General features: G+C 72.9%; 19 protein-coding genes, 3 tRNA genes and 1 pseudogene. 12 read left to right on the top strand and 11 right to left on the bottom strand.

The window, feature by feature from the left end; translation table 11 throughout:
• Nucleotides 1-54: 54 nt before the first annotated feature.
• The 4 genes and pseudogenes from ACFOW4_RS26565 to bcp all read right to left on the bottom strand — a co-directional run bounded on the left by ACFOW4_RS26565 (nucleotide 55) and on the right by bcp (nucleotide 1,710).
• Nucleotides 55-585 (bottom strand): GNAT family N-acetyltransferase, encoded by a 531-nt coding sequence (locus ACFOW4_RS26565; protein WP_377532751.1) that lies wholly within the window; start codon nucleotides 583-585, stop codon nucleotides 55-57.
• A 91-nt stretch (nucleotides 586-676) separates the two neighbouring features.
• Nucleotides 677-762, bottom strand: a tRNA-Leu gene (locus ACFOW4_RS26560).
• Between the two features lie 211 nt (nucleotides 763-973).
• A pseudogene (locus tag ACFOW4_RS26555) lies at nucleotides 974-1,087 on the bottom strand (helix-turn-helix domain-containing protein); the annotation flags it as partial.
• Between the two features lie 146 nt (nucleotides 1,088-1,233).
• A complete protein-coding gene (gene bcp / locus ACFOW4_RS26550) occupies nucleotides 1,234-1,710 on the bottom strand; it encodes a thioredoxin-dependent thiol peroxidase (protein ID WP_377532678.1) in 477 nt (158 codons plus the stop codon).
• Between the two features lie 184 nt (nucleotides 1,711-1,894).
• Between bcp and ACFOW4_RS26545 the strand changes: the two genes are divergently transcribed.
• Genes ACFOW4_RS26545 through ACFOW4_RS26530 form a run of 4 tightly spaced genes read left to right on the top strand, consistent with a single transcriptional unit; the run spans nucleotide 1,895 to nucleotide 4,571 of the window.
• The gene (locus ACFOW4_RS26545; RefSeq protein WP_377532676.1) at nucleotides 1,895-2,614 is read left to right on the top strand and encodes an energy-coupling factor ABC transporter permease; all 720 of its coding nucleotides are present in this window, start codon (nucleotides 1,895-1,897) and stop codon (nucleotides 2,612-2,614) included.
• Nucleotides 2,611-3,027 carry a PDGLE domain-containing protein gene (locus ACFOW4_RS26540; protein ID WP_377532674.1) on the top strand — a complete coding sequence of 139 codons (417 nt, stop codon included), beginning with the start codon at nucleotides 2,611-2,613 and terminating at the stop codon, nucleotides 3,025-3,027. Before ACFOW4_RS26545 ends, ACFOW4_RS26540 begins: the two co-directional genes overlap by 4 nt.
• Nucleotides 3,028-3,039: 12 nt before the next feature.
• Entirely contained in the window at nucleotides 3,040-3,810 is a 771-nt protein-coding gene (cbiQ, locus tag ACFOW4_RS26535) for a cobalt ECF transporter T component CbiQ (protein WP_377532672.1), read from the top strand.
• Nucleotides 3,807-4,571, top strand: coding sequence for an energy-coupling factor ABC transporter ATP-binding protein (locus ACFOW4_RS26530; protein WP_377532670.1), 765 nt, complete (start codon nucleotides 3,807-3,809; stop codon nucleotides 4,569-4,571). The genes cbiQ and ACFOW4_RS26530 overlap by 4 nt, the downstream gene beginning before the upstream one ends.
• 125 nt (nucleotides 4,572-4,696) lie before the next feature.
• On the opposite strand, the gene ACFOW4_RS26525 is transcribed toward ACFOW4_RS26530, so the two are convergent.
• Genes ACFOW4_RS26525 through ACFOW4_RS26510 form a run of 4 tightly spaced genes read right to left on the bottom strand, consistent with a single transcriptional unit; the run spans nucleotide 4,697 to nucleotide 7,650 of the window.
• Nucleotides 4,697-5,800, bottom strand: coding sequence for a hypothetical protein (locus ACFOW4_RS26525; RefSeq protein ID WP_377532669.1), 1,104 nt, complete (start codon nucleotides 5,798-5,800; stop codon nucleotides 4,697-4,699).
• Nucleotides 5,797-6,513 (bottom strand): DsbA family protein, encoded by a 717-nt coding sequence (locus ACFOW4_RS26520; protein WP_377532667.1) that lies wholly within the window; start codon nucleotides 6,511-6,513, stop codon nucleotides 5,797-5,799. The genes ACFOW4_RS26525 and ACFOW4_RS26520 overlap by 4 nt, the downstream gene beginning before the upstream one ends.
• The gene (locus ACFOW4_RS26515) at nucleotides 6,506-7,027 is read right to left on the bottom strand and encodes a MauE/DoxX family redox-associated membrane protein (protein WP_377532665.1); all 522 of its coding nucleotides are present in this window, start codon (nucleotides 7,025-7,027) and stop codon (nucleotides 6,506-6,508) included. The genes ACFOW4_RS26520 and ACFOW4_RS26515 overlap by 8 nt, the downstream gene beginning before the upstream one ends.
• A gap of 32 nt (nucleotides 7,028-7,059) precedes the next feature.
• Entirely contained in the window at nucleotides 7,060-7,650 is a 591-nt protein-coding gene (locus tag ACFOW4_RS26510; protein WP_377532663.1) for a sigma-70 family RNA polymerase sigma factor, read from the bottom strand.
• A gap of 107 nt (nucleotides 7,651-7,757) precedes the next feature.
• On the opposite strand from ACFOW4_RS26510, the gene ACFOW4_RS26505 reads away from it, so the two are divergent.
• From ACFOW4_RS26505 to ACFOW4_RS26490, 4 genes are all read left to right on the top strand, one after another.
• Nucleotides 7,758-8,393: a zf-HC2 domain-containing protein gene (locus ACFOW4_RS26505; protein ID WP_377532661.1), complete on the top strand. Its 636-nt coding sequence runs from the start codon at nucleotides 7,758-7,760 to the stop codon at nucleotides 8,391-8,393.
• Nucleotides 8,394-8,439: 46 nt separating this feature from the next.
• Nucleotides 8,440-10,104 carry a copper resistance CopC/CopD family protein gene (locus tag ACFOW4_RS26500; RefSeq protein ID WP_377532659.1) on the top strand — a complete coding sequence of 555 codons (1,665 nt, stop codon included), beginning with the start codon at nucleotides 8,440-8,442 and terminating at the stop codon, nucleotides 10,102-10,104.
• Nucleotides 10,105-10,120: 16 nt separating this feature from the next.
• Nucleotides 10,121-10,861 (top strand): YcnI family protein, encoded by a 741-nt coding sequence (locus ACFOW4_RS26495; protein WP_377532657.1) that lies wholly within the window; start codon nucleotides 10,121-10,123, stop codon nucleotides 10,859-10,861.
• Nucleotides 10,862-11,009: 148 nt separating this feature from the next.
• The gene (locus ACFOW4_RS26490) at nucleotides 11,010-12,113 is read left to right on the top strand and encodes a hypothetical protein (protein ID WP_377532655.1); all 1,104 of its coding nucleotides are present in this window, start codon (nucleotides 11,010-11,012) and stop codon (nucleotides 12,111-12,113) included.
• A 32-nt stretch (nucleotides 12,114-12,145) separates the two neighbouring features.
• Here the strand turns inward: ACFOW4_RS26490 and ACFOW4_RS26485 are convergent, their stop codons facing one another.
• The gene (locus tag ACFOW4_RS26485) at nucleotides 12,146-13,426 is read right to left on the bottom strand and encodes a glycosyltransferase 87 family protein (protein ID WP_377532653.1); all 1,281 of its coding nucleotides are present in this window, start codon (nucleotides 13,424-13,426) and stop codon (nucleotides 12,146-12,148) included.
• 66 nt (nucleotides 13,427-13,492) lie between these two features.
• Here ACFOW4_RS26485 and orn point away from each other — a divergent pair, with 66 nt between their 5' ends.
• Together orn and ACFOW4_RS26475 are read left to right on the top strand one after the other, a co-directional pair.
• Complete coding sequence (gene orn, locus ACFOW4_RS26480; RefSeq protein ID WP_377532651.1) at nucleotides 13,493-14,089, top strand: oligoribonuclease; 597 nt, start codon at nucleotides 13,493-13,495, stop codon at nucleotides 14,087-14,089.
• 166 nt (nucleotides 14,090-14,255) lie between these two features.
• Nucleotides 14,256-14,331, top strand: a tRNA-His gene (locus ACFOW4_RS26475).
• A gap of 49 nt (nucleotides 14,332-14,380) precedes the next feature.
• Here ACFOW4_RS26475 and ACFOW4_RS26470 read toward each other — a convergent pair.
• Both ACFOW4_RS26470 and ACFOW4_RS26465 read right to left on the bottom strand, forming a co-directional pair.
• Entirely contained in the window at nucleotides 14,381-15,679 is a 1,299-nt protein-coding gene (locus tag ACFOW4_RS26470; RefSeq protein ID WP_377532649.1) for an Ig-like domain-containing protein, read from the bottom strand.
• 248 nt (nucleotides 15,680-15,927) lie between these two features.
• Nucleotides 15,928-17,196, bottom strand: a complete 1,269-nt coding sequence (locus ACFOW4_RS26465; RefSeq protein ID WP_377532646.1) for an Ig-like domain-containing protein — start codon at nucleotides 17,194-17,196, stop codon at nucleotides 15,928-15,930.
• A gap of 186 nt (nucleotides 17,197-17,382) precedes the next feature.
• Between ACFOW4_RS26465 and ACFOW4_RS26460 the strand changes: the two genes are divergently transcribed.
• Nucleotides 17,383-17,455 (top strand) — tRNA-Lys (locus ACFOW4_RS26460).
• 93 nt (nucleotides 17,456-17,548) lie between these two features.
• A complete protein-coding gene (locus tag ACFOW4_RS26455) occupies nucleotides 17,549-18,523 on the top strand; it encodes an NADPH:quinone reductase (protein ID WP_377532643.1) in 975 nt (324 codons plus the stop codon).
• Nucleotides 18,524-18,576 lie beyond the last annotated feature (53 nt).

The following is an 18,576-nucleotide window of genomic DNA, read 5'->3' as shown; positions in this document are numbered from 1 at the left end:
GCTGCGCTGGCCGGATGGTCGCCGCGATCGCGTGGCTCAGCCGTACCCGGCGGGTCAGTCCGCGTTCGGTGGCAGGTCGAGCCACATCAGGATCTCGTCCCGGTCGTCGCCGGGCGCCACCCGTAGCGCGGCCGGCAGCCGGCCGATCTCCCGGTAGCCGAGGCGCCGGTAGAAGGCGTCCAGCCCCAGCCCGTCGCGAACGGTCACGTGCAGCGCCTCGCGGCCCATCTCCCGGCCGAGTCGCGCGGCCTCCCGCATCAGCGCCGACCCGTACCCGGTGCCCTGGGTGTCCGGGTGCACCATGACCCGCTTCAGCACGCACCAGTGCGCCTTGAGGTCGAACCGGTTGTCGCAGAAGATCAGCGCCGCGACCAGCCGGTCGTCGGCGTACCCGAGCAGCAGCCGGTCCGGCCCGTCGGCGATCCCGGCGAAGGTGGGGTCGGCGATCGTGCGGACGTCGGCGGCGGTGACCGGCGGGACGAAGCCGACCGCGCCGCCAGCGTTGGTGACATCCACCCAGAGGGCGACGATCCGGGCCCGCAACTGCGGGGTCAGCTCAGGATCGAGGACGAAGCGCAGGCTCACGACGCTCATCCTGACCTGTCACCCGTGCGCGCCGCGCGTCCTCGTGACGCGGACGACACTCCGACGTGGCGGCCTGCGTCGCCGGTGCTGCTGGTGCGGGAGAGGGGATTCGAACCCCCACGTCCTTTCGGACAATAGGACCTAAACCTACCGCGTCTGCCGTTCCGCCACTCCCGCTAGCGCTGGAGAGTCTAGAGCGTCTGGACGCGACGGTGTTGAGGCCGGCCTCCCGCAGAATGATCGAGATCGTGCCGTGACTCACCTTGCACCCGCCCTGCGGCAGCTCGCGGAGCACAGCCGCGAGCCGTTTCGCTCCGAGGCTCGGATGCGCCAACGCCTGCTCGACGACGATGTCCCGGTGGGCCGCCGCACGCCAACGCCGACCGGAACGCGGTGCCAGCACGCCCTCCTGCTCCAGTCGTTGCCGGACCTTGCGCAGGTGGGCACGGTCGTAGCCGAGCTGTCGCGCCGCCTCCGTCGCCGTGAGCTGCTGCGCGTCGATCAGACGGAACAGCTCAAGAATTTTCGACCGTGCCGCCAGTTGCGGTGGGGGTGATGGTGCGGGCGGCGGCGGCCGCCTCGGCGAGCGCCTCGGGCGTGTACTTGTAGCGGGCCACCAACGCAACGTAGTGGCCCGGTACGACGAACTCAGTCCAGGCCGAGGTCGCGGCGGAGCTTCGCCACGTGGCCGGTGGCCTTGACGTTGTAGAGCGCCCGCTCGATCTTTCCGTCCTCGTCGATGACGAAGGTCGAACGGATCACGCCGGTCACCGTCTTGCCGTACATCTGCTTCTCGCCGTAGGCGCCGTACGCGCTCAGCACCGCCTTGTCGGTGTCCGAGACCAGCGGGAAGGTGATGGCGTCCCGGTCGCGGAACTTGGCCAGCTTCTCCGGCTTGTCCGGGGAGAGGCCCACCACCTCGTAGCCGGCGGCCTGGAGCGAGGCGAGCGAGTCGCGGAAGTCGCAGGCCTGCTTGGTGCAGCCGGGGGTCATCGCCGCCGGGTAGGCGTACAGGACGACCTTGCGGCCGCGCAGGTCGGCCAGGGAGAGCTGGTCGCCGGTGTCGGTTGGCAGGGTCCACTCGGGCGCGGGGTCACCGGGGGACAGGCGGTCGGGCGCGGTCATGGCCTCGACCCTACCGTCGCGCCCGTCGTCGCTGCCGCCGCCGACGCGCTGACCGGGATGTGCCGGCCGGCTCCGATGGTGATCAAAACCATGCGTTGTTGCCAGACATTGGCAACAAAGAGCCGTGGGAAATAGGCTCATGAGCGCCGGCGCGGACGAGCCCGCCGACGCGTGGGGAGGTCGCGTGGAGACCCTGGCGATGCACATCTCGAACGGGATCATCAACGGTCCCGTCGCGGCGGTCTTCGCGGCGCTCGCCCTGGCCGCGCTGACCGGCTGCGTCCTTCGGGGCCGGCAGGAGCTGGACGACCGGCTCGCGCCGATGGCCGGCCTGGTCGCGGCGTTCATCTTCGCCGTGCAGATGCTCAACTTCCCGATCTTCACGGCCGGGGTCAGCGGTCACCTGCTCGGTGGCGCGCTCGCCGCGATGCTGGTCGGCCCCTGGGTCGGCGCGCTCTGTGTGGCGGTGGTGCTCATCGTGCAGGCGCTGGTCTTCGGCGACGGCGGCGTGGCCATGCTCGGTCTCAACATCACCAACATGGCGCTGCTCGGCACCGCTGCGGCGTACCTGCTGATCGCCCTGCTGCTGCGGGTGCTGCCCCGCACCCCGGCCGGCCTGGCCGTGACCGCGTTCGTCTCCGCGCTGCTCAGCGTGGTCGTCGCGTCCCAGGGCTTCGTGTTGCAGTACTGGCTGGGCGGCACCACCGACCTCGGCGGCAACCTGGTCGGCCTGGCCGGCACGATGGCGGGAGTGCACCTGCTGATCGGCATCGGCGAGGGCCTGATCACCGCGACCACCGTGGTGACGGTCGCGAAGGTACGTCCCGACCTCGTCTACGCGCTGCGCGGCCTGCGTCGCACCGCGCCCGCGTCCACCGCCCCGGCCGTCGGAGGTGTCCGGTGAAGAACCGCTCCTGGGGTTTCCTGGTGGGTGGCCTGCTCGTCGCGCTGCTGCTGGCCGGCGTCGTCAGCAACTACGCCTCGTCGCACCCGGACGGGCTGGACTCGTCGTTGCTCAAGGGCTGCACCGTCGACGCCGACGACAACATCGTCGGCGGCAGCTGCCCCGCCCAGCGGTCCCGCGAGCACGAGCTGGCCGACAGTCCGCTCGCCGACTACGCGGTGCGCGGCGTGGACAACGGTTTCCTCTCCACCGGCCTGTCCGGCGTGCTGGGGGTGCTGCTCACCTTCGCGATCGGCGCGGGCGGCTTCTGGCTGCTGAGGCGCCGCGGCTCGACCGGCGGGACCGACGACGCCGAGGCCACGCCCGTCGCGGGTGACGCCGGCGACCGGCGGCACGCCGGCGCGGCGGGCTGAGGGGGTACGCGGATGGGCGCGGGTCACGCGCACGTGTTGTACCGGGACACGGACTCGCCGGTGCACCGGCTTCCACCCGAGGTCAAGATCGCGGCGATGGTGGTCTTCACCATCGCCGTGGTGGCCACCCCGCGGGCGGCGTTCTGGGCCTTCGGCGGGTACGCCGTGCTGGTGGCGGCGGTCGCGGCGCTGGCCCGGGTGGGGCCGCGCTGGCTGCTCACCCGGGCGCTGATCGAGCTGCCGTTCGTGCTCTTCGCGGTGGCGCTGCCGTTCCTCGGCGCCGGCGAACGAGTCGACGTGCTCGGCCTGCGGCTGTCCGAGGACGGGCTGCACGGCGCCTGGAACATCCTGGCCAAGGGCACCCTGGGGGTGCTGGCGTCGCTGCTGCTGGCCGCGACCACCAGCACCCGGGACCTGATCGTCGGTCTGGACCGGTTGCACTGCCCGCAGGTGCTCACCCAGATCGCCACGTTCATGCTGCGGTACCTGGACGTGCTGGTCGGCGAGGCGCGGCGGATGCGGGTGGCCCGGATCTCCCGGGGGGACGACCCCCGCTTCCTCTGGCAACTGCGCGGCTTCGCCGCCGGCATCGGGGCGCTGTTCCTGCGCGCCTTCGAGCGTGGTGAGCGGGTCTACCTGGCGATGCTGTCCCGCGGCTACTCGGGGCGGATGCCGGCGGTGTGGCAGGGCACCGGGGCGGCGACGGCGGGGCAGTGGGCGGTCGCGGCCGTCGTGCCGGTGCTGGCGGCCACCATCGCCGCCACCGCCGTCGTGCTGACATGATCGGTGTCGTGCAGACCGCTGTCTCGCTGGACGTTCGTGACGTCCGGTACGCGTACCCGGACGGGCACGTCGCCCTGCACGGGGTGGACCTGACCGTGCCGCGCGGCGAGCGGGTGGCGCTGCTCGGCCCGAACGGCGCCGGCAAGACCACCCTGGTGCTGCACCTCAACGGCATCCTGACCCCCACGCAGGGCAGCGTCAGCGTAGGCGGGCTCGCGGTCACCCCGGACCGGGCCACCCTTGCCGAGGTGCGTCGCCGGGTGGGCATCGTCTTCCAGGACCCGGACGATCAGCTCTTCCTGCCGACGGTGGCGGAGGACGTCGCGTTCGGGCCGGCCAACCTGGGGCTGCGCGGGGCGGAGCTGACCGCCCGGGTGGACGAGGCCCTCGCCGCGGTGGGGATGAGCGAGCATCGCGACCGGGCCCCGCAGCACCTCTCCTTCGGGCAGCGCCGGCGCGTGGCGGTGGCCACCGTGCTGGCCATGCACCCGGAGATCCTGGTGCTGGACGAGCCCTCGTCGAACCTGGATCCGGCGGCCCGACGGGAGCTGGCCGAGATCCTGCGCGGCCTGCCGGTGACCCTGCTGATGGTGACCCACGACCTGCCGTACGCGGCGGAGCTGTGCCAGCGCTCGGTGATCCTCGACGCCGGCCGGATCGTCGCCGACGCCCCCACCCTCGACCTGCTGGCCGACGAGGCCCTGCTGGCCCGTCACCGCCTCGAGCTTCCCTACGGATTCACCCCGCACCGCACCCGCTGACCCCGCACCACCTGGCGGGAGGTTCCAGCACGCTACAGCGGATCGTCGTCGGCGACCGCGATCCCGCTGGCATCACGTGCGCCCCATATCTGGGGCAGCTCGACAGGCGCGCTGACGCGCCGCCGTCAGTCCTGGCGCAGGCCCGCCGGGACCGGGTCGGGACGTGGCGTGGGGGTGCGGGTGGCGGCGTGCAGGCGCAGGACGCCCGCGGCGGTGGCGCCGGCGCCGGCGACGAGCACCAGCGCGACCATGACCCGGGCGGCCTGCGCCGACCACGGCACCGGGGCGACCGACCGGGCGAACACCGCCGCATTGCCGACCCCGGCGAAGAGCGCCAGGCAGGCGCCCGCGAGCGCCAGCGCGAAGTCGGCGGCCGGCCGGCGGGCCAGCGCGTAACCCCCGGCCGCGATCGCGCCGAGCCCGGTGAGCAGCGACCAGATCTGCCCGGACAGCAGCCCGACCAGCACCCCGCCCACCCCGTCGGCGCCGGCGTCCAGTTCGCGGCCCACCGGGTACACCATGGCGACCGCGCCGCCGGCGATCAGCAGCGCCCCCAGCGCGGAGAGTGCCCGGGCGCCGGCCGGTGCGGTGGCGGTAAGCAGGCCGAGCGCGCCCACCGCGAGCACGCCCACGATGGTCACCGCCCACCAGGTGTACGCGTCCGGCGGCGGCACCCAGTCCAGCGTGCCGCGGATCTCGACGGGGTCGGTGCCGTCGCGCAGCGGGACCGCCCAGTCCCGTACCCGGTGCTCCCGGTCCGGTGCGGCGCGGACCGCGTCCGGCGGCGTGGCTTCCCGCCACAGCGCGCGCTGGTCGTGCCAGCGCGCCGTCGGCCCGTCGTCGATGCGGCGCCACGACGGTGCGGCCGCCGGGTCGGCCTCGGCCGGCAGCGTGGTGTCCCCCGCGATGGTGCGGTTGAGGTAGGCGGCGGGGGAGTGGGTGTTCTCGAACACGCCGTCCGGGCCGATCCGCAGGTACGGCTCGCCGGAGTACCCGATCACCTCGACCGGGCGGTCGGTGTGGTTGGTCAGCTCCAGCCGGGCGCCCGCCTCGATCACCCGGACCTCCAGGCCCGGACGGGCGGGGCTGACTCCGGTGGCCCGGGTGCGGTAGTCGGTGCCGTCCGGGGCGTCCGCGCCGTGCGCGGCGGCTGGCGCGGCCGTCAGCAGGGTGACGGCGCAGGCGGCGGTGGCGATCAGGCCGGCTCGGGCCAGCACGGTACGGATCACTTGCCGGCCGCCGCTACGGCCGAGGTGAGGCCCTGCGGGCTGCGGTCGGCCAGCGGCTGACCGTTGACCAGGATGGTCGGGGTGCCGGTGACCCCGGCCCGGCTGGCCTCCTCGGTGACGTGCTCGGTCCACGTCCGGTAGGTGTCGTCCCGGACGCAGTCGCCGAACGAGCCCCGGTCCAGCCCGACGCCGGCCCCGATGTCGATCAGCTGGTCGTCGGTGAGCCCGGCGCTGCCCTCGGGCGGCTGCCTTTCGAAGAGCGCCTTGGCGTACTCGCGGAACCTGCCGCCGGCCGCCGCGCAGCCGGAGGCGGCCGAGGAGCGGGTGGAGTACTCGGTGGTGGAGAAGCGGTTGAGGTACGCCACCGGGTGGTAGACCACCTTCGCCTTGTTCTCGGCCACGAGCTGCTCCAGGGTCGCCCCGGTGGTCTGCTCGAACTGCCGGCAGGCCGGGCAGAGGAAGTCCTCGTAGACGTCGACGGTGACCGGACCGCCGCCGGTGACGATGCCGGTGCCGGCCGCGTTGGCTCCGGGCGGCGTGGTGAAGTCGTCGGCGCGCTGGCTCGACCAGACGCTCCAGCCGATCAGGCCGGCGATGACCAGGACGGCCACGGCGGCGGCGGAGACCCAGATGGTGCGCCGGCGGCGCCGTTCGCGGGCGAGCTGCTCGCGGACCACCCGGGCCGAGCCCTTCTGCCCCTTGCGACTACTCATCCTCGTCCTCCACGGCGGGTTCACCGGACAGCCACCCGTCCACCGACACGGGCGTACGGGGCCAGATCAGCAGAAACCCGGCCATAATCAAGAATCCCAGGTCGCGCAGGATCTCCGGGAGGTAACTGGGTGCCTGCCCCGCGGCCAGCTGCCCGCCGCTGCCGAAGCAGCCGCAGTCGATGGCCAGCCCGCGGCCCCAGGCGGAGGCTATCCCGACGATGAAGACCAGCAGCAGCGCCGTGGAGACCGCCGCCCCGAGCCGGGTCGCCAGGCCGAGCAGCAGCAGCCCCAGGGCCAACTCGACGAAGGGCAGCGCGGCGCCGATGACGGTCGCCACGTCGTACGGCATGACCTGGTAGGCGTTGACGGCCCGGCCGGACGCGGCCAGGTCGCTGACCTTGGACGCGCCGGCGACCAGCCAGACGGCGGCCAGGCCGAGCCGGGCGGCGGTGCCGATCCAGGGCCGGACGGCGGGCCAGCGGCTGGCCCCGGTGGGAGGTGCGGTCACGGTCATTGGTCGTCCCGTCTGCGCCGGAAGTTCCGCGCTCAGCCGGCCAGGGCGTCGCCGACCGCCTCGACCAGGTCGTCGCGGGCCCGCGCCACCCGGGACCGGATGGTGCCCACCGGCACCCCCTCCACGGCGGCGGCCTCGGCGTAGGAGAGGCCGAGTAGTTGGGTGAGCACGAACGCGCCGCGCCGCTCGGGGGAGAGCCGACGGACCAGGTCGGCGGCGCCGAGCTGCCCGGCCGGGTCCGGGTGCGGGCGGTCGGTGTGCGCGTTCGCGGTGAGCCGCTCGTCGAGCCGCCGGCGGCGTACCACCGCGCGCAGGTGGTCGGCGCAGGTCCGGCGGGCGATGCCGAGCAGCCAGGTGCGGGCGCTGGACCGCCCCTCGAACCCCGGCAGCGCCCGGAACGCCCGCAGGTACGTCTCCTGCGTGAGATCGTCGGCGCTTTCCGGATCGACCAGGGCGGCGGTGAATCGCCAGACCTCCACCTGGGTCAGCCGGACGAGAGCCGCCTGCGCCGCCGGGTCACCACCGCGGGCGGTCAGCGCCCATTCGGTCGCCGGATCCCGGGCCACGCCACCGGCCGCGTCGGCCGGGCCGACGGCAGCGGTGTCGCGCGGGGCGGGGATCACGACAGACCAGAGTACGCGTCGGGCGAACGCCGGGCGGGGCCCTTCGTCGCGCGCATGGCCTGGGCCACGTCGGGAACTTTTCCGCGCTGCCCGCCGACTACCTGGTCATGACATGCGACCACGTACGCGCGGCGCTGTCGGCACGCCTGGACGGGGAGGATCCGCAGGCGTTGCCGGCGGTCCTGGACGCGCACATCGCCGGCTGTGCCGCCTGCCGCACCTGGCTGGCCCGCGCCGAGCAGGTGACCCGGCTGGCCCGGGTGCAGCCGGTGCGGGTGCCCGACCTGACCGCGTCGGTGCTCGCCGCGGTGGCGGCCGACGAGGCCCAGCGCAGTCCCGCCACGCTTCGGCGGGCCCGCCAGCAGGTGCTGCGGATCGCGGTGGCGGTGGCCGCCGTGGCCCAGCTCGCCATCGCGCTGCCGATCCTGCTCGCCGGGTTGGGCGTCTCGGTGGACCCGCACACCGGCCGGGAGATGGCCTCGTTCGACGTGGCGCTGGCCGTCGGGTTCGCGCTGGCTGCCTGGCGCCCGGAGCGGGCACGGGCGTTCCTGCCGGTGGCGCTGGTGCTGGCGGTCTGCCTGGCCGGCACGAGCGCGGTGGACATCGCCAACTCCACCACCGCGCTGGTGCACGAGGTCGGCCACCTGGCCGCCGTGGTGCAGGCGGGGCTGCTGTGGGCGCTCGGGCGGGTCAGCCGGGACGACCGGCCGCTCGCGCCGGTGCTGGCGGCGGGGCGCGGGTGAATTCACACGTCTTTCGGGTCGCCGAGATCCGCTCCGGTCGGCGAGCATGGCCGGCATGACTGTCGCCCCCCGCCGCTGGCTCGCCCGGCTCGCTGCCACCGCCGGCCTGCTGGTCACCCTCGTCGCCCTGCTGATCGCACCCGCATCGCCCGCCAGCGCCCACGCGGTGCTGGAGAGCAGCAGCCCCGCGGCCTCGGCGGTGGTGCCGAGCGGGCCGGCCGAGGTGGTGCTCACCTTCAGCGAGTCGGTACGTCAGGTTCCGGGCAAGATCCGGGTGATCGCGCCGGACGGTTCCCGGGCCGACCGGGGTGAGCCGCGCTTCGACGGCGGCGCGGTGACCGTTCCGGTCGACCCGGCCGGCGCGCGCGGCACCTACCTGGTCAGCTACCGGGTGATCTCCGCCGACAGCCACCCGGTCTCCGGTGCGTTCACCTACTCGGTCGGCGCCCCCTCGACGCCGCCGGTCGATTCCGGTGCCGACAGTCGGGCCGACCCGGTCGTGGGCGCCGGGGTGAAGGTGGCCCGGTTCCTCGGCTACGCCGGCCTGGTGCTGCTGGTCGGCCCGGTGCTGGTGCTCGCCGCGCTGTGGCCGCGGCGGTTGTCCCGGCGCGGCCCGGCCCGGCTGGCCTGGGCCGGGGTTGCCCTGGTGGCCTTCGCCACCCTCGCCGACCTGTGGTTGCAGGTGCCCTACACCGCCGGCGGCGGGCTCTTCGACGTCACCGGCGAGGGGCTGAGCAGCGTGCTGGGCAGCACGTTCGGCGCCGCGCACCTGGTCCGGCTGGGCCTGCTGGCCGCCGCGGCGTTCCTGCTCCGGCCACTGCTGAGCCGGCCCGCCGGTCGCGCGGACGCGATCATCCTAGCCGTGCTGGGCGGGGCCGGCCTGCTCACCTGGCCGCTGGCCGGGCACCCGGCGGCCTCGCCGGCCCCCGCGGTCTCCGTGCTGGTGGACGCGGTGCACCTGGGCAGCATGGCGGTCTGGCTGGGTGGCCTGCTCATGCTCGCCGGTTTCCTGCTGCGCCGGGCCGACGAGCGGGAGCTGAGCGCGATCCTGCCGATCTGGTCGCGCTGGGCCGCGCTCGCCGTCTCGGCGCTGCTGCTGGCCGGCACCGTGCAGGCGTTGATCGAGGTCGCCACCCCGGACGCGCTGTTCAACACCACGTACGGGCGGCTGCTGCTGGCCAAGATGGGGTTGTTCGTGCTGGTGATCGCGGTGGCCGCGTACTCCCGGCAGTTGGTGCGCCGGCGCACCGCGGCCGCGCGGCCCGTGCCGGTGCGCCGCGCCGTCTGGGTCGAGCTGGCGGTCACCGCGGTGGTGCTGGGGCTCTCCGCCACGCTGGTGCAGACCACGCCGGCACGGACGGCCGTCACCGGGCCGGCCGGCGCCGAGGTCAACTTCTTCTCGACCACCCTCTCCAGCCCGCTCTACTCCATGCAGGTCGAGATCGACCCGGCGCAGAACGGCAACAACACGGTGCACCTGTACGCGTACACCAAGGACAACCGGCCGCAGCCGGTGGTGGAGTGGCGGGCCACCGCCGCCCTGCCCTCGGCCGGGATCGAGCCGATCGAGGTCCCGCTGCTGCCGTTGACCGACAACCACGCCACCGGGGAGATCAACCTGCCCGCCGCGGGCGACTGGCAAGTCAAGATCACCGCCCGTACGACCGACATCGACCAGGCCACGGTGACCGCCACCGTGCCCATCCGTTAGAGAGGTTCCCGACTCCATGACCCGTCTCCGGCGTACCGCCACCGCCGCTGCCGCCCTGGCGTTCACCGCCGTCACCACCGCCGTGCTCGGTTTCGCCGGGCCCGCGTCCGCCCATGTCTCGGTGAACCCGCAGGAGGCGACCCAGGGCGGCTACGGGCGGTTCGCGTTCCGGGTGCCGACCGAGAGCGACAGCGCGTCGACCACCAAGCTGGAGGTGGTACTGCCGGAGAACGCCCCGGTGGGCTCGGTCTCCACCATGCCGGTGCCGGGCTGGACGGTGGCGGTGGAGAAGCGCAAGGTCGACCCGCCGATCGAGGTGCACGGCAGCCCGCTCACCGAGGCGGTGTCCAAGCTGACCTGGACGGCCACCGGCGACGCCGCGATCAAGCCGGGCCAGTTCCAGGAGTTCCCGGTCTCGATGGGGCCGCTGCCGTCGGTCGACACGATGGTCTTCAAGACCCTGCAGACCTACTCGGACGGCACCGTGGTGCGCTGGATCGACGAGCCGACCACGGGCGGCGAGGAGCCGGAGAAGCCCGCGCCGGTGCTCACCCTGACCGGCGCGTCGCCGTCGGCCGCACCCTCCGCCCCCGCCGTCGCGGCCGTCGCGGCGGCGAGCGACGACGATGACGACGACGCGGAGAACGGCCTGGCCGTCGGCCTCGGCGTCGCCGGTCTGGTCGCAGGCGTGGGCGGCCTGGTGCTGGGCGGCCTGGCGTACGCCCGCAGCCGCCGGGAGCCCGCCGCGCGCGCCTGACCCGCCACCGCCACTGGCCCGCCGGACGTTTCCGGCGGGCCAGGTGCTTTCCGGGGCCAATGTCGGCCGTGCCGTGGATATCCGCTGATCAGCCGGTGTCCGTCGGTAAGGTCGGCCGGGTACCTGGCTACGGAAGGAGACGGAGCGGATGCGGTTCGTGCGGGCGATCGCCGGAGTGCTGCTGTTGGTCATCGGGATTCCGACGGTTCTCGCCGGCGGGGCACTCTGGCTGGTGTCCCGGCACGCCGACCCGGGCGGCACCTTCGCCGCCCGGTTCGAGACGGTCCGCACGCCCGGGCACGCGGTCGTGGTCACCGACCTCGACCGGCTGCTGCGGCAGGATGCGCCGTTCGTCCGGACCGGGCAGACCCGGCTGCGACTGGACGCGCGGACGCCGGACGGCCCGGCCTTCCTCGGGTTGGCGCCCACCGTCGAGGTGCGGCGCTGGTTGGAGCCCGTGCCACACGCCACGGTCCACCGGGTGGCGCTGGCCCGGGGTCCGCTGCCGGTCCGGGTCGATCCGGCCGGCCCGGCCGCCGGTGCACCGACCGCCGGAACCCCCACCCCGTTGGGCCGGCCCTTCTGGGTACGCGAGGGCATCGGCTCGCTGGAGTGGAGCGCGCGCGACCTGGCCGGTGAGCCGATGAGTCTGGTGCTGATGCGCCCGGACGGCGGTGGTGACCTCGCCCTGGACCTGCGCGCCGAGCTGCGGGCCGGCTGGACCGCCCCGACCGCCTGGGGCCTGCTCGCGGCCGGCGTGCTGCTGGTGGCGTGCGCGGTGCTGCTCCTGCTGCGTCCGCCGCGGCCTCGGGAGGTGGTCTTCGTGGTGGAGCCGGACCAGGTGCCCGTGCTGGCCGGTCGGCTCGGGGTGAGTTCACTCAGCGGGTTGGGCGAGCAGCCCGACGGCCCGGCCCGGTCGCTGCCCGCCGGGCGGCAGCTCGTGTCGGTCGGCTCGGGTGAGCGGCTGCGGCCGGCGATCGGCGCCCAGGCGGCCCGCCCATCCACCCTGACCGACCTGGACCCGCCGACCCCGGCCGGCGCGGCCCGCCCGGAGACCCTGGCCGACCTGGAGGCGTCGACGCCGGCCGGCGCGCCCCGCCCGCCGGAGGTGGCGTTGAGCCTGGCCTGGCCGCCGTCGACTCCGGAGCGGACGGCGGCTCCGGTGCCGGTCGACATGGCGAGTGGCCCTCCGCGCTGCCGACGCGGAGGGCCACCTTCACCGGGGGATCGGTGCTACCCGAGAGACGCTTGAGGTAGATGGGACCAGATTAGCGCCGATAGCGGCTAGTGGGGAGCCGTGTCCATTTGGTGCAACTTCTCCCGGGTGCTGTCGCCGCTACTGCGACCGCGGATCGGCAGCGCCGCCAGGAGCAGCAGGCTGAGCAGCACGTACTCGTTGCGCCACAGGAAGTTCAGCGGGTCGTCGGTGCGGACCGGGGCCACGCCCCAGTCCTGGAACGTCACCACCCCGTAGATGATCACGGCTGCGGTGACCACCGCGAGCCCGACCAGCCAGCGCCGCCGGCGGCGCTGCTCCGGTCGGCCGGCGCCCAGCGCCGCGTCGGCCAGCACCACCACCGCGGGGATGAACCAGTAGATGTGGTGGGTCCAGGTGATCGGGCTGACCAGGCCGCCGACCAACCCGGTCAGGGTGAGGCCGGTCAGCGCGTCACCGGCCCGGGCCGCCCGCACCGCCCTCCACAACCCGTAGCCGGCCACCACCGCGACCACCAGCAGCCAGAGCAGCCGGTCCGGCTTCTCGGGAACGGTGAACCGGCTGAGCAGCCCGAACAGCGACTGGTTGCCGGTGTAGTCGGTGCGGCCCACCCGATCGTTGTCCCACAACTCCCGCGTCCAGAAGCGCCACGAGTCACCCGGCGCGACCGCCGCCGCGAGCAGGGTGGCCGCCGCGGCCGTCGCGCTGGCCATCGCCGCCGCCCGCCAGCGCCGGGTGGCCAGCAGGTAGACGATGAAGATGCCGGGAAAGAGCTTCAGCGCGGTGGCCAGGCCGATGCCGACCCCGGCCCAGCGCCGCGCCCGCGGTACGGCGAAGAGCAGGTCGGCGAGGATCAGCACCACCAGCAGCATGTTGATCTGCCCGAAGGTGATCGTCTCGCGGGTGCTCTCCACCGCCAGCACCAGCAGCACGGCGACGGTGAGGGTGAACCCCCGGGGCAGGTCGTGTCGGGCGAGCACCGGCGTCAGCAGCCACCGGGTGGTCACCACCACGGCCAGCAGGGTGAGCACGGTGAAGATCGCCACGGTGGCACCGAGCTTGATCAGGGCGAACGGCCAGAGCAGCAGGGCGCTGAACGGCGGGTAGGTGAAGTACAGCTCGCCCTGCACCCGGTCGGGCTGGACGTAGTCGTAGAGCGGGTTGCCGGCCGTCCACCAGTCCATCGCCGACATGTAGATCTTCAGGTCGAAGAAGTTGTGCACCAGGCCCGGCAGGTAGAGCGCCGGCAGCACGGCGGCCAGCGCCACCACCGTGACCAGCCGACGCACCGTACGGCCGCCGGGATCGTCGTCGGTGACGGCGGGCGGTGCGACGGGTTCTGCTGGCACCCCGAAACCCTAGCGGTCTGCTGCGGTGAGAGCGCGCAGCCGCCGGTCGTGGGCTGCGCGTAGGCTGTGCCGGTGGCTGATCTCCTCGTCTGGATCGACTGTGAAATGACCGGGTTGGACCTCGGCAGGGACAAGCTGATCGAGGTTGCCGCCCTGGTCACCGATCCCGACCTCAACGTGCTGGGTGACGGCGTCGACGTGGTGATCCACGCCGACGAGGCCGCGCTGGAGGCGATGCCGGAGATCGTCCGGACCATGCACGCCAAGTCCGGCCTGACCGAGGAGGTGCGCCGCTCCGCGGTCACCCTGGCCGAGGCCGAGGACCGGGTGCTGGAATACGTCACCAGCTTCGTGAAGGACCCGCGGACGGCGCCGTTGTGCGGCAACTCGATCGCCACCGACCGGGGCTTCATCACCCGCGACATGCCCCGCCTCGACGCGCACCTGCACTACCGGATGATCGACGTCTCGTCGATCAAGGAGCTGTGCCGGCGCTGGTACCCCCGCGTGTACTTCGGTCAGCCGCAGAAGGGCCTGGCCCACCGGGCGCTGGCCGACATCCGGGAGAGCATCCGCGAGCTGGAGTACTACCGGCGGACCGTGTTCGTCCCGCTGCCCGGCCCGGACGTGGAGACCGCCAAGGCGATCGCCGCCGAACTCTGACCCGCCGGTAAGGAGGGGCACCTTCTTAACTCCTTCCGTATAGGAGGGGGCCCTTCCTAACCCTGGCGCTCGCTTGCCGGGTAACCCGGTGGACGCGGCGAGCGGAGGTGTGGCTATTATTGGTCCGCACCCCGCCCGGGGCGATCGACCGGGCGACGGCGGCATGGTGGCTGTAGCTCAGTTGGCAGAGCACCGGGTTGTGGTCCCGGTTGTCGTGGGTTCAATTCCCATCAGTCACCCCAACGGAAAGCCCCCCTCCTCGCGGAGGGGGGCTTTCGTCGTTGCGGGGCCTCAGGCGGTCGGCGTGGGGGAGGGGGTGTCCGCCCCGGCCGTGGCGTCCGGGGCGGCCGAGGCGTCCGGGTCGGCCGGCGGCTCGTAGGGCACGGCGCTGCCCTTGACGTACTCCTCCCAGCTCATGTTCCAGTCCGTCCAGCCGTTGCCGTTCTGCAGCTTGCGCTCGGTGCCCTTGACCGTGATCGGATCGCCGATCTGGGTGTTGCGGAACAACCAGTCACCGTTGGCCATCGACACGTTCACGCAGCCGTGCGAGACGTTCACGCTGCCCTGCTGCCCCTCGGACCAGGGCGCGGCGTGGATGAACTCGCCGCCCCAGGTGAGCCGCTGGGCGAAATCGATCTTGGTGCGGTAGCCCTCCTCGGGGCCGAGCTCCTCCATCGTGTCGAAGACCGTCTTGCGCAGCTTCTCGATCACGACCATGGTGCCGCTGGACGAGGGGGTGCTCTTCTTGCCCAGGCTGACCGGAATCGTCTTGATCACCGTGCCGTTACGGGTAACCGTCATCCGCTTGGTCTTGTTGTCCACCGTCATGATCAGCGAAGGACCGATCTTGACGTCCACGCTGAGGTCGGCACGGCCGTACCAGCCGTCGCCGAGCGGCAGGCCACCGGCCTGGACCCGGTAGGAGACCTTGCTGTCGGCCTTCCAGAACACCTTCGGCCGGTAACGGACCTCGGTGGGGCTGACCCAGTGCCAGATGCCCTCCTGGACCGGGGTGGAGGTCACCGTCATCCGGCGCTGCACGTCGTCGCGGTAGTCCTCCGGGATCGCCCGGCTGAACTTGACGATCAGCGGCATCCCGACGCCCACCACCTGGTTGTCGCCGAGGAAGCTGCTGACCCGTACCTGCTTGCCGGGCTTCGCCATGGTGGTGAAGGTGCTGGTGGCGGTGGCCGGGCGGCCGTCGTCGCCGGTGGCGGTCACCGAGGCGGTGTAGGTGGTGCCGTACTCCAGGGCGCCGGCCGGCAGCCAGCTCTTGCCGTCCGCGGCGAGGGTGCCCTCGACCGCCTTGCCGGCCGCGTCCTTGAGCTCGACGGCCGTCTCCACCGCGTCCTTCGTGCTGAAGGCGATGGCCGTGGAGGCCGGTACGTCCTTCGCGTCGACCGCGGGTTCGCTGATGGTCGCCGCCGCCTTCGGCGCCGGGCTCTCGCCGCCGCCCTGCCACGAGGACGGCTTCCCGCCGTCACCGTCGGTGCAGGCGGACGTCAAGGCCAGCGCGACGGCGAGCAGGCCCGCCGCCAACACGCGGCGCCGTCCGCGGGGCCGGATCAGCTGGTCCTGGCTAGCTCGCATGATTTCCTCACAGTCGTGGTCCCACCCATCGTTCCTAAAGACGCGCCAGGACCGGTCCCGGTTGCTGTGGGTGAACCGAAACACGCCGACCATGATGCCGGAACCTTGCTAGGATCCGGCGATTCGTGAGCCTGACTCGTCTGTTGACGGGACCGAGGGGTCGCCGCCGGCACCGCCGCGTCGCGGGCAGTGCCAGGGTACGCGCCGACCCGCCCGTTCGGACGGGCCGGCGTGGGTGCCGGGGGCGCTCAGAGCGCCGGGCCGGCCCCGCCCTCGGGGACCGGCAGCGCACTGCCCTTGACGAACTCCGACCAGCTCAGGCTCCACGCCGTCCAGCCGTTGCCGGCGGCGAGCCTGCGCTCGGTGCCCTTGATCGTGATCGGGTCGCCGATCCGCGTCTTGTCGAACAGCCACCGGGCGTTCGCCATAGACACGTTGACGCAGCCGTGCGAGACGTTCTGCCGGCCCTGCACGTGCTCCGACCAGGGCGCCGCGTGGATGTACTCGCCGCCCCAGGTCAGTCGCTGGGCGAAGTCGATGTCGGTGACGTAGCGGTTGGCCGGGTTCGGGTCGTCGCTGGTGTCGAAGACGGTGGACTCCTTCTTCTCCATCACCACCATCGTGCCGCTGGAGGACGGCGTGCTCTTCTTGCCCAGGCTGACCGGCAGGGTGCGGACCAGCGCGCCGTCTTCGTACACCGTCATCTTTTTGGTGGCGTTGTCGACCTTCATCACGAAGGACCGGCCGATCTTCGCGGTGGCCTTGCGGTCGATGTCGCCGTAGCGCCCGTTGCTCAGCGGCACCCCGGCCAGCGCGATGCGCACGGTGATCGTGGTGCCCGGCTTCCAGTACTCCGGCGCCCGGTAGTACGCCTGCGTGCCGTTGTCGACCCAGTGCCAGGCACCCGGCTGCGGCGGGTCGGTGCGGACGAACATCCGCTTCTGCACCGCCGCCCGGTCCTTCTTCGGGATGCCCGGGTGGAACTCGGTGACCACCGGCATGGCCACGCCGTAGGTCTTGTCGTCGAAGAGGTACAGGCCGGAGCCGATGGTCGACTTCGGCTTGGCCATCGTGGTGAAGCTGCTGGTGCCCTGGCTCGTCGTGCCGTCCGAGCCGGTTGCCGTGACCGTCGCGGTGTAGCGGGTGCCGTACTTGAGCGGGGTGGACGGCACCCAGGAGGAGCCGTCGGTGCGCAGCTTGCCCTCGACCGTGCCGCCGCTCGCGGCGGTCAGCGTGACGGCCGACACCTTGCTGCCGTCCGGCAGCTTCGCGCTGATCTCGGTGCTGACTGGCTTGTTCTTCGTACCGTCGGCCGGGCTCAGCACGAGTGGCGGCCCGCTCGGCGTGGCCGGTGTCGACGGCTCGGCCGTGCCGGAGTCGGCGTCGACGCTCGAACTCGGCGCCGCCCCACCGACGAACTGTGGCTTCTTCCCATCGTCGCCGCACCCGGCGAGTGCCAGCGACAACACCAGGGTCAGAGCGCCGACCATCGCCCTGGACCGCGTGAACCCAGCCATCCCCACCTCTGTTCTCGCGTACCTGGCGGACATCGTGCCGCATCACGGGTGCAGAGCACGGTCCCGTCGGGTTTGCGCTGGTGGATTTGGGTGCTTTGCCCGTTAAGCTCGACCGAAGGGGTGAGCCGGGTACCGGATTGGAGCCCCGCTCGACGGGGTGCTAATGTTCTCTCCGTTGCCGAACGAGCGCCGCTAGCTCAACTGGCAGAGCAGCGGACTCTTAATCCGCGGGTTCGGGGTTCGAGTCCCTGGCGGCGCACAAATGATCAAGGCTCTGACCGGGTGTTCCGCACCGGGTCAGAGCCTTTTCGTTTCCCCTCGGAATCTCCGCGCGGCCCGCCAGGATATGGCCATGCGCGCCGCATACATCGAGCGTCCGGGGCCCGCCGCCGACATCCGGTACGGCGAGCTGCCGGCACCCCGCCCGGGTCCGACCGACGTCCTCGTCGACGTCGTCGCCACCACGGTCAACCACGTCGACACGTTCGTCCGCTCCGGGGCGTTCCCCACACCCCTGCCACTGCCCTTCGTGGTCGGCCGTGACCTGGTCGGCCGGGTCGCCGAGGCCGGTCCCGGCGTCACCGGCTTCGGCGTCGGCGACCTGGTGTGGTGCAACAGCCTCGGGCACGACGGCCGACAGGGCAGCGCCGCCGAACAGGCCGTCGTGCCGGCCGACCGGCTCTACCGGTTGCCGGCCGGGGTCGAACCGGCGACCGCGGTGGCCGTGGTCCACCCCGCCGCGACGGCCTGCCTGGGCCTCTTCACGCACGGTCGGCTGCGGATGGGGGAGACCGTGGTGGTGGCCGGCGGCGGCGGCAACGTCGGCGCGGCGCTCGTGGCGTTCGCCGCGGCGGCCGGCGCCCGCGTGGTGGCCACCGCGTCGACCGCCGACGCCGAATTCTGCCGGACGCTCGGGGCCGCCGAGGTGCTCGACTACCGGCACCCCGACCTGATCGGCCAACTGAGGACGGCATGCCCCGACGGCGTCGACGTCTACCTCGACACGGCGGGGCGCAACGAGCTTGAGCCGGTCGTCGACCTGCTCGCGCTGCGCGGGCGGATCGTGCTGTTGGCCGGGGCGCACACCCGGCCCGTGCTGCCCGTCGGCCCGCTCTACACGTCCGACCGCAGCATCATCGGTTTCGTCATCTCCCACGCCACGACGAGCGAGCTGGCCGAGGCCGCCAGCATGGTGAACCACCTGCTCGCCGCCGGGCGGCTGGCTCCCCGGGGGATCGTTGCGTTGCCGCTGTCGGCGGTCGCCGAGGCGCACCGCATGATCGAAAAGGGCGAACTCCGCGGGCGCCGGGCGGTGATCACGCCGTGAGGGCCGGGTCCTGGGCGGGAGGTGGCTGCCCGGGGAGGGGTGCACTCGACGGC

The organism is Micromonospora sp. GCM10011542, assembly GCF_042650685.1.
Classification (GTDB): domain Bacteria; phylum Actinomycetota; class Actinomycetes; order Mycobacteriales; family Micromonosporaceae; genus Micromonospora.
This window is presented reverse-complemented; position numbering and strand designations above follow the sequence as displayed.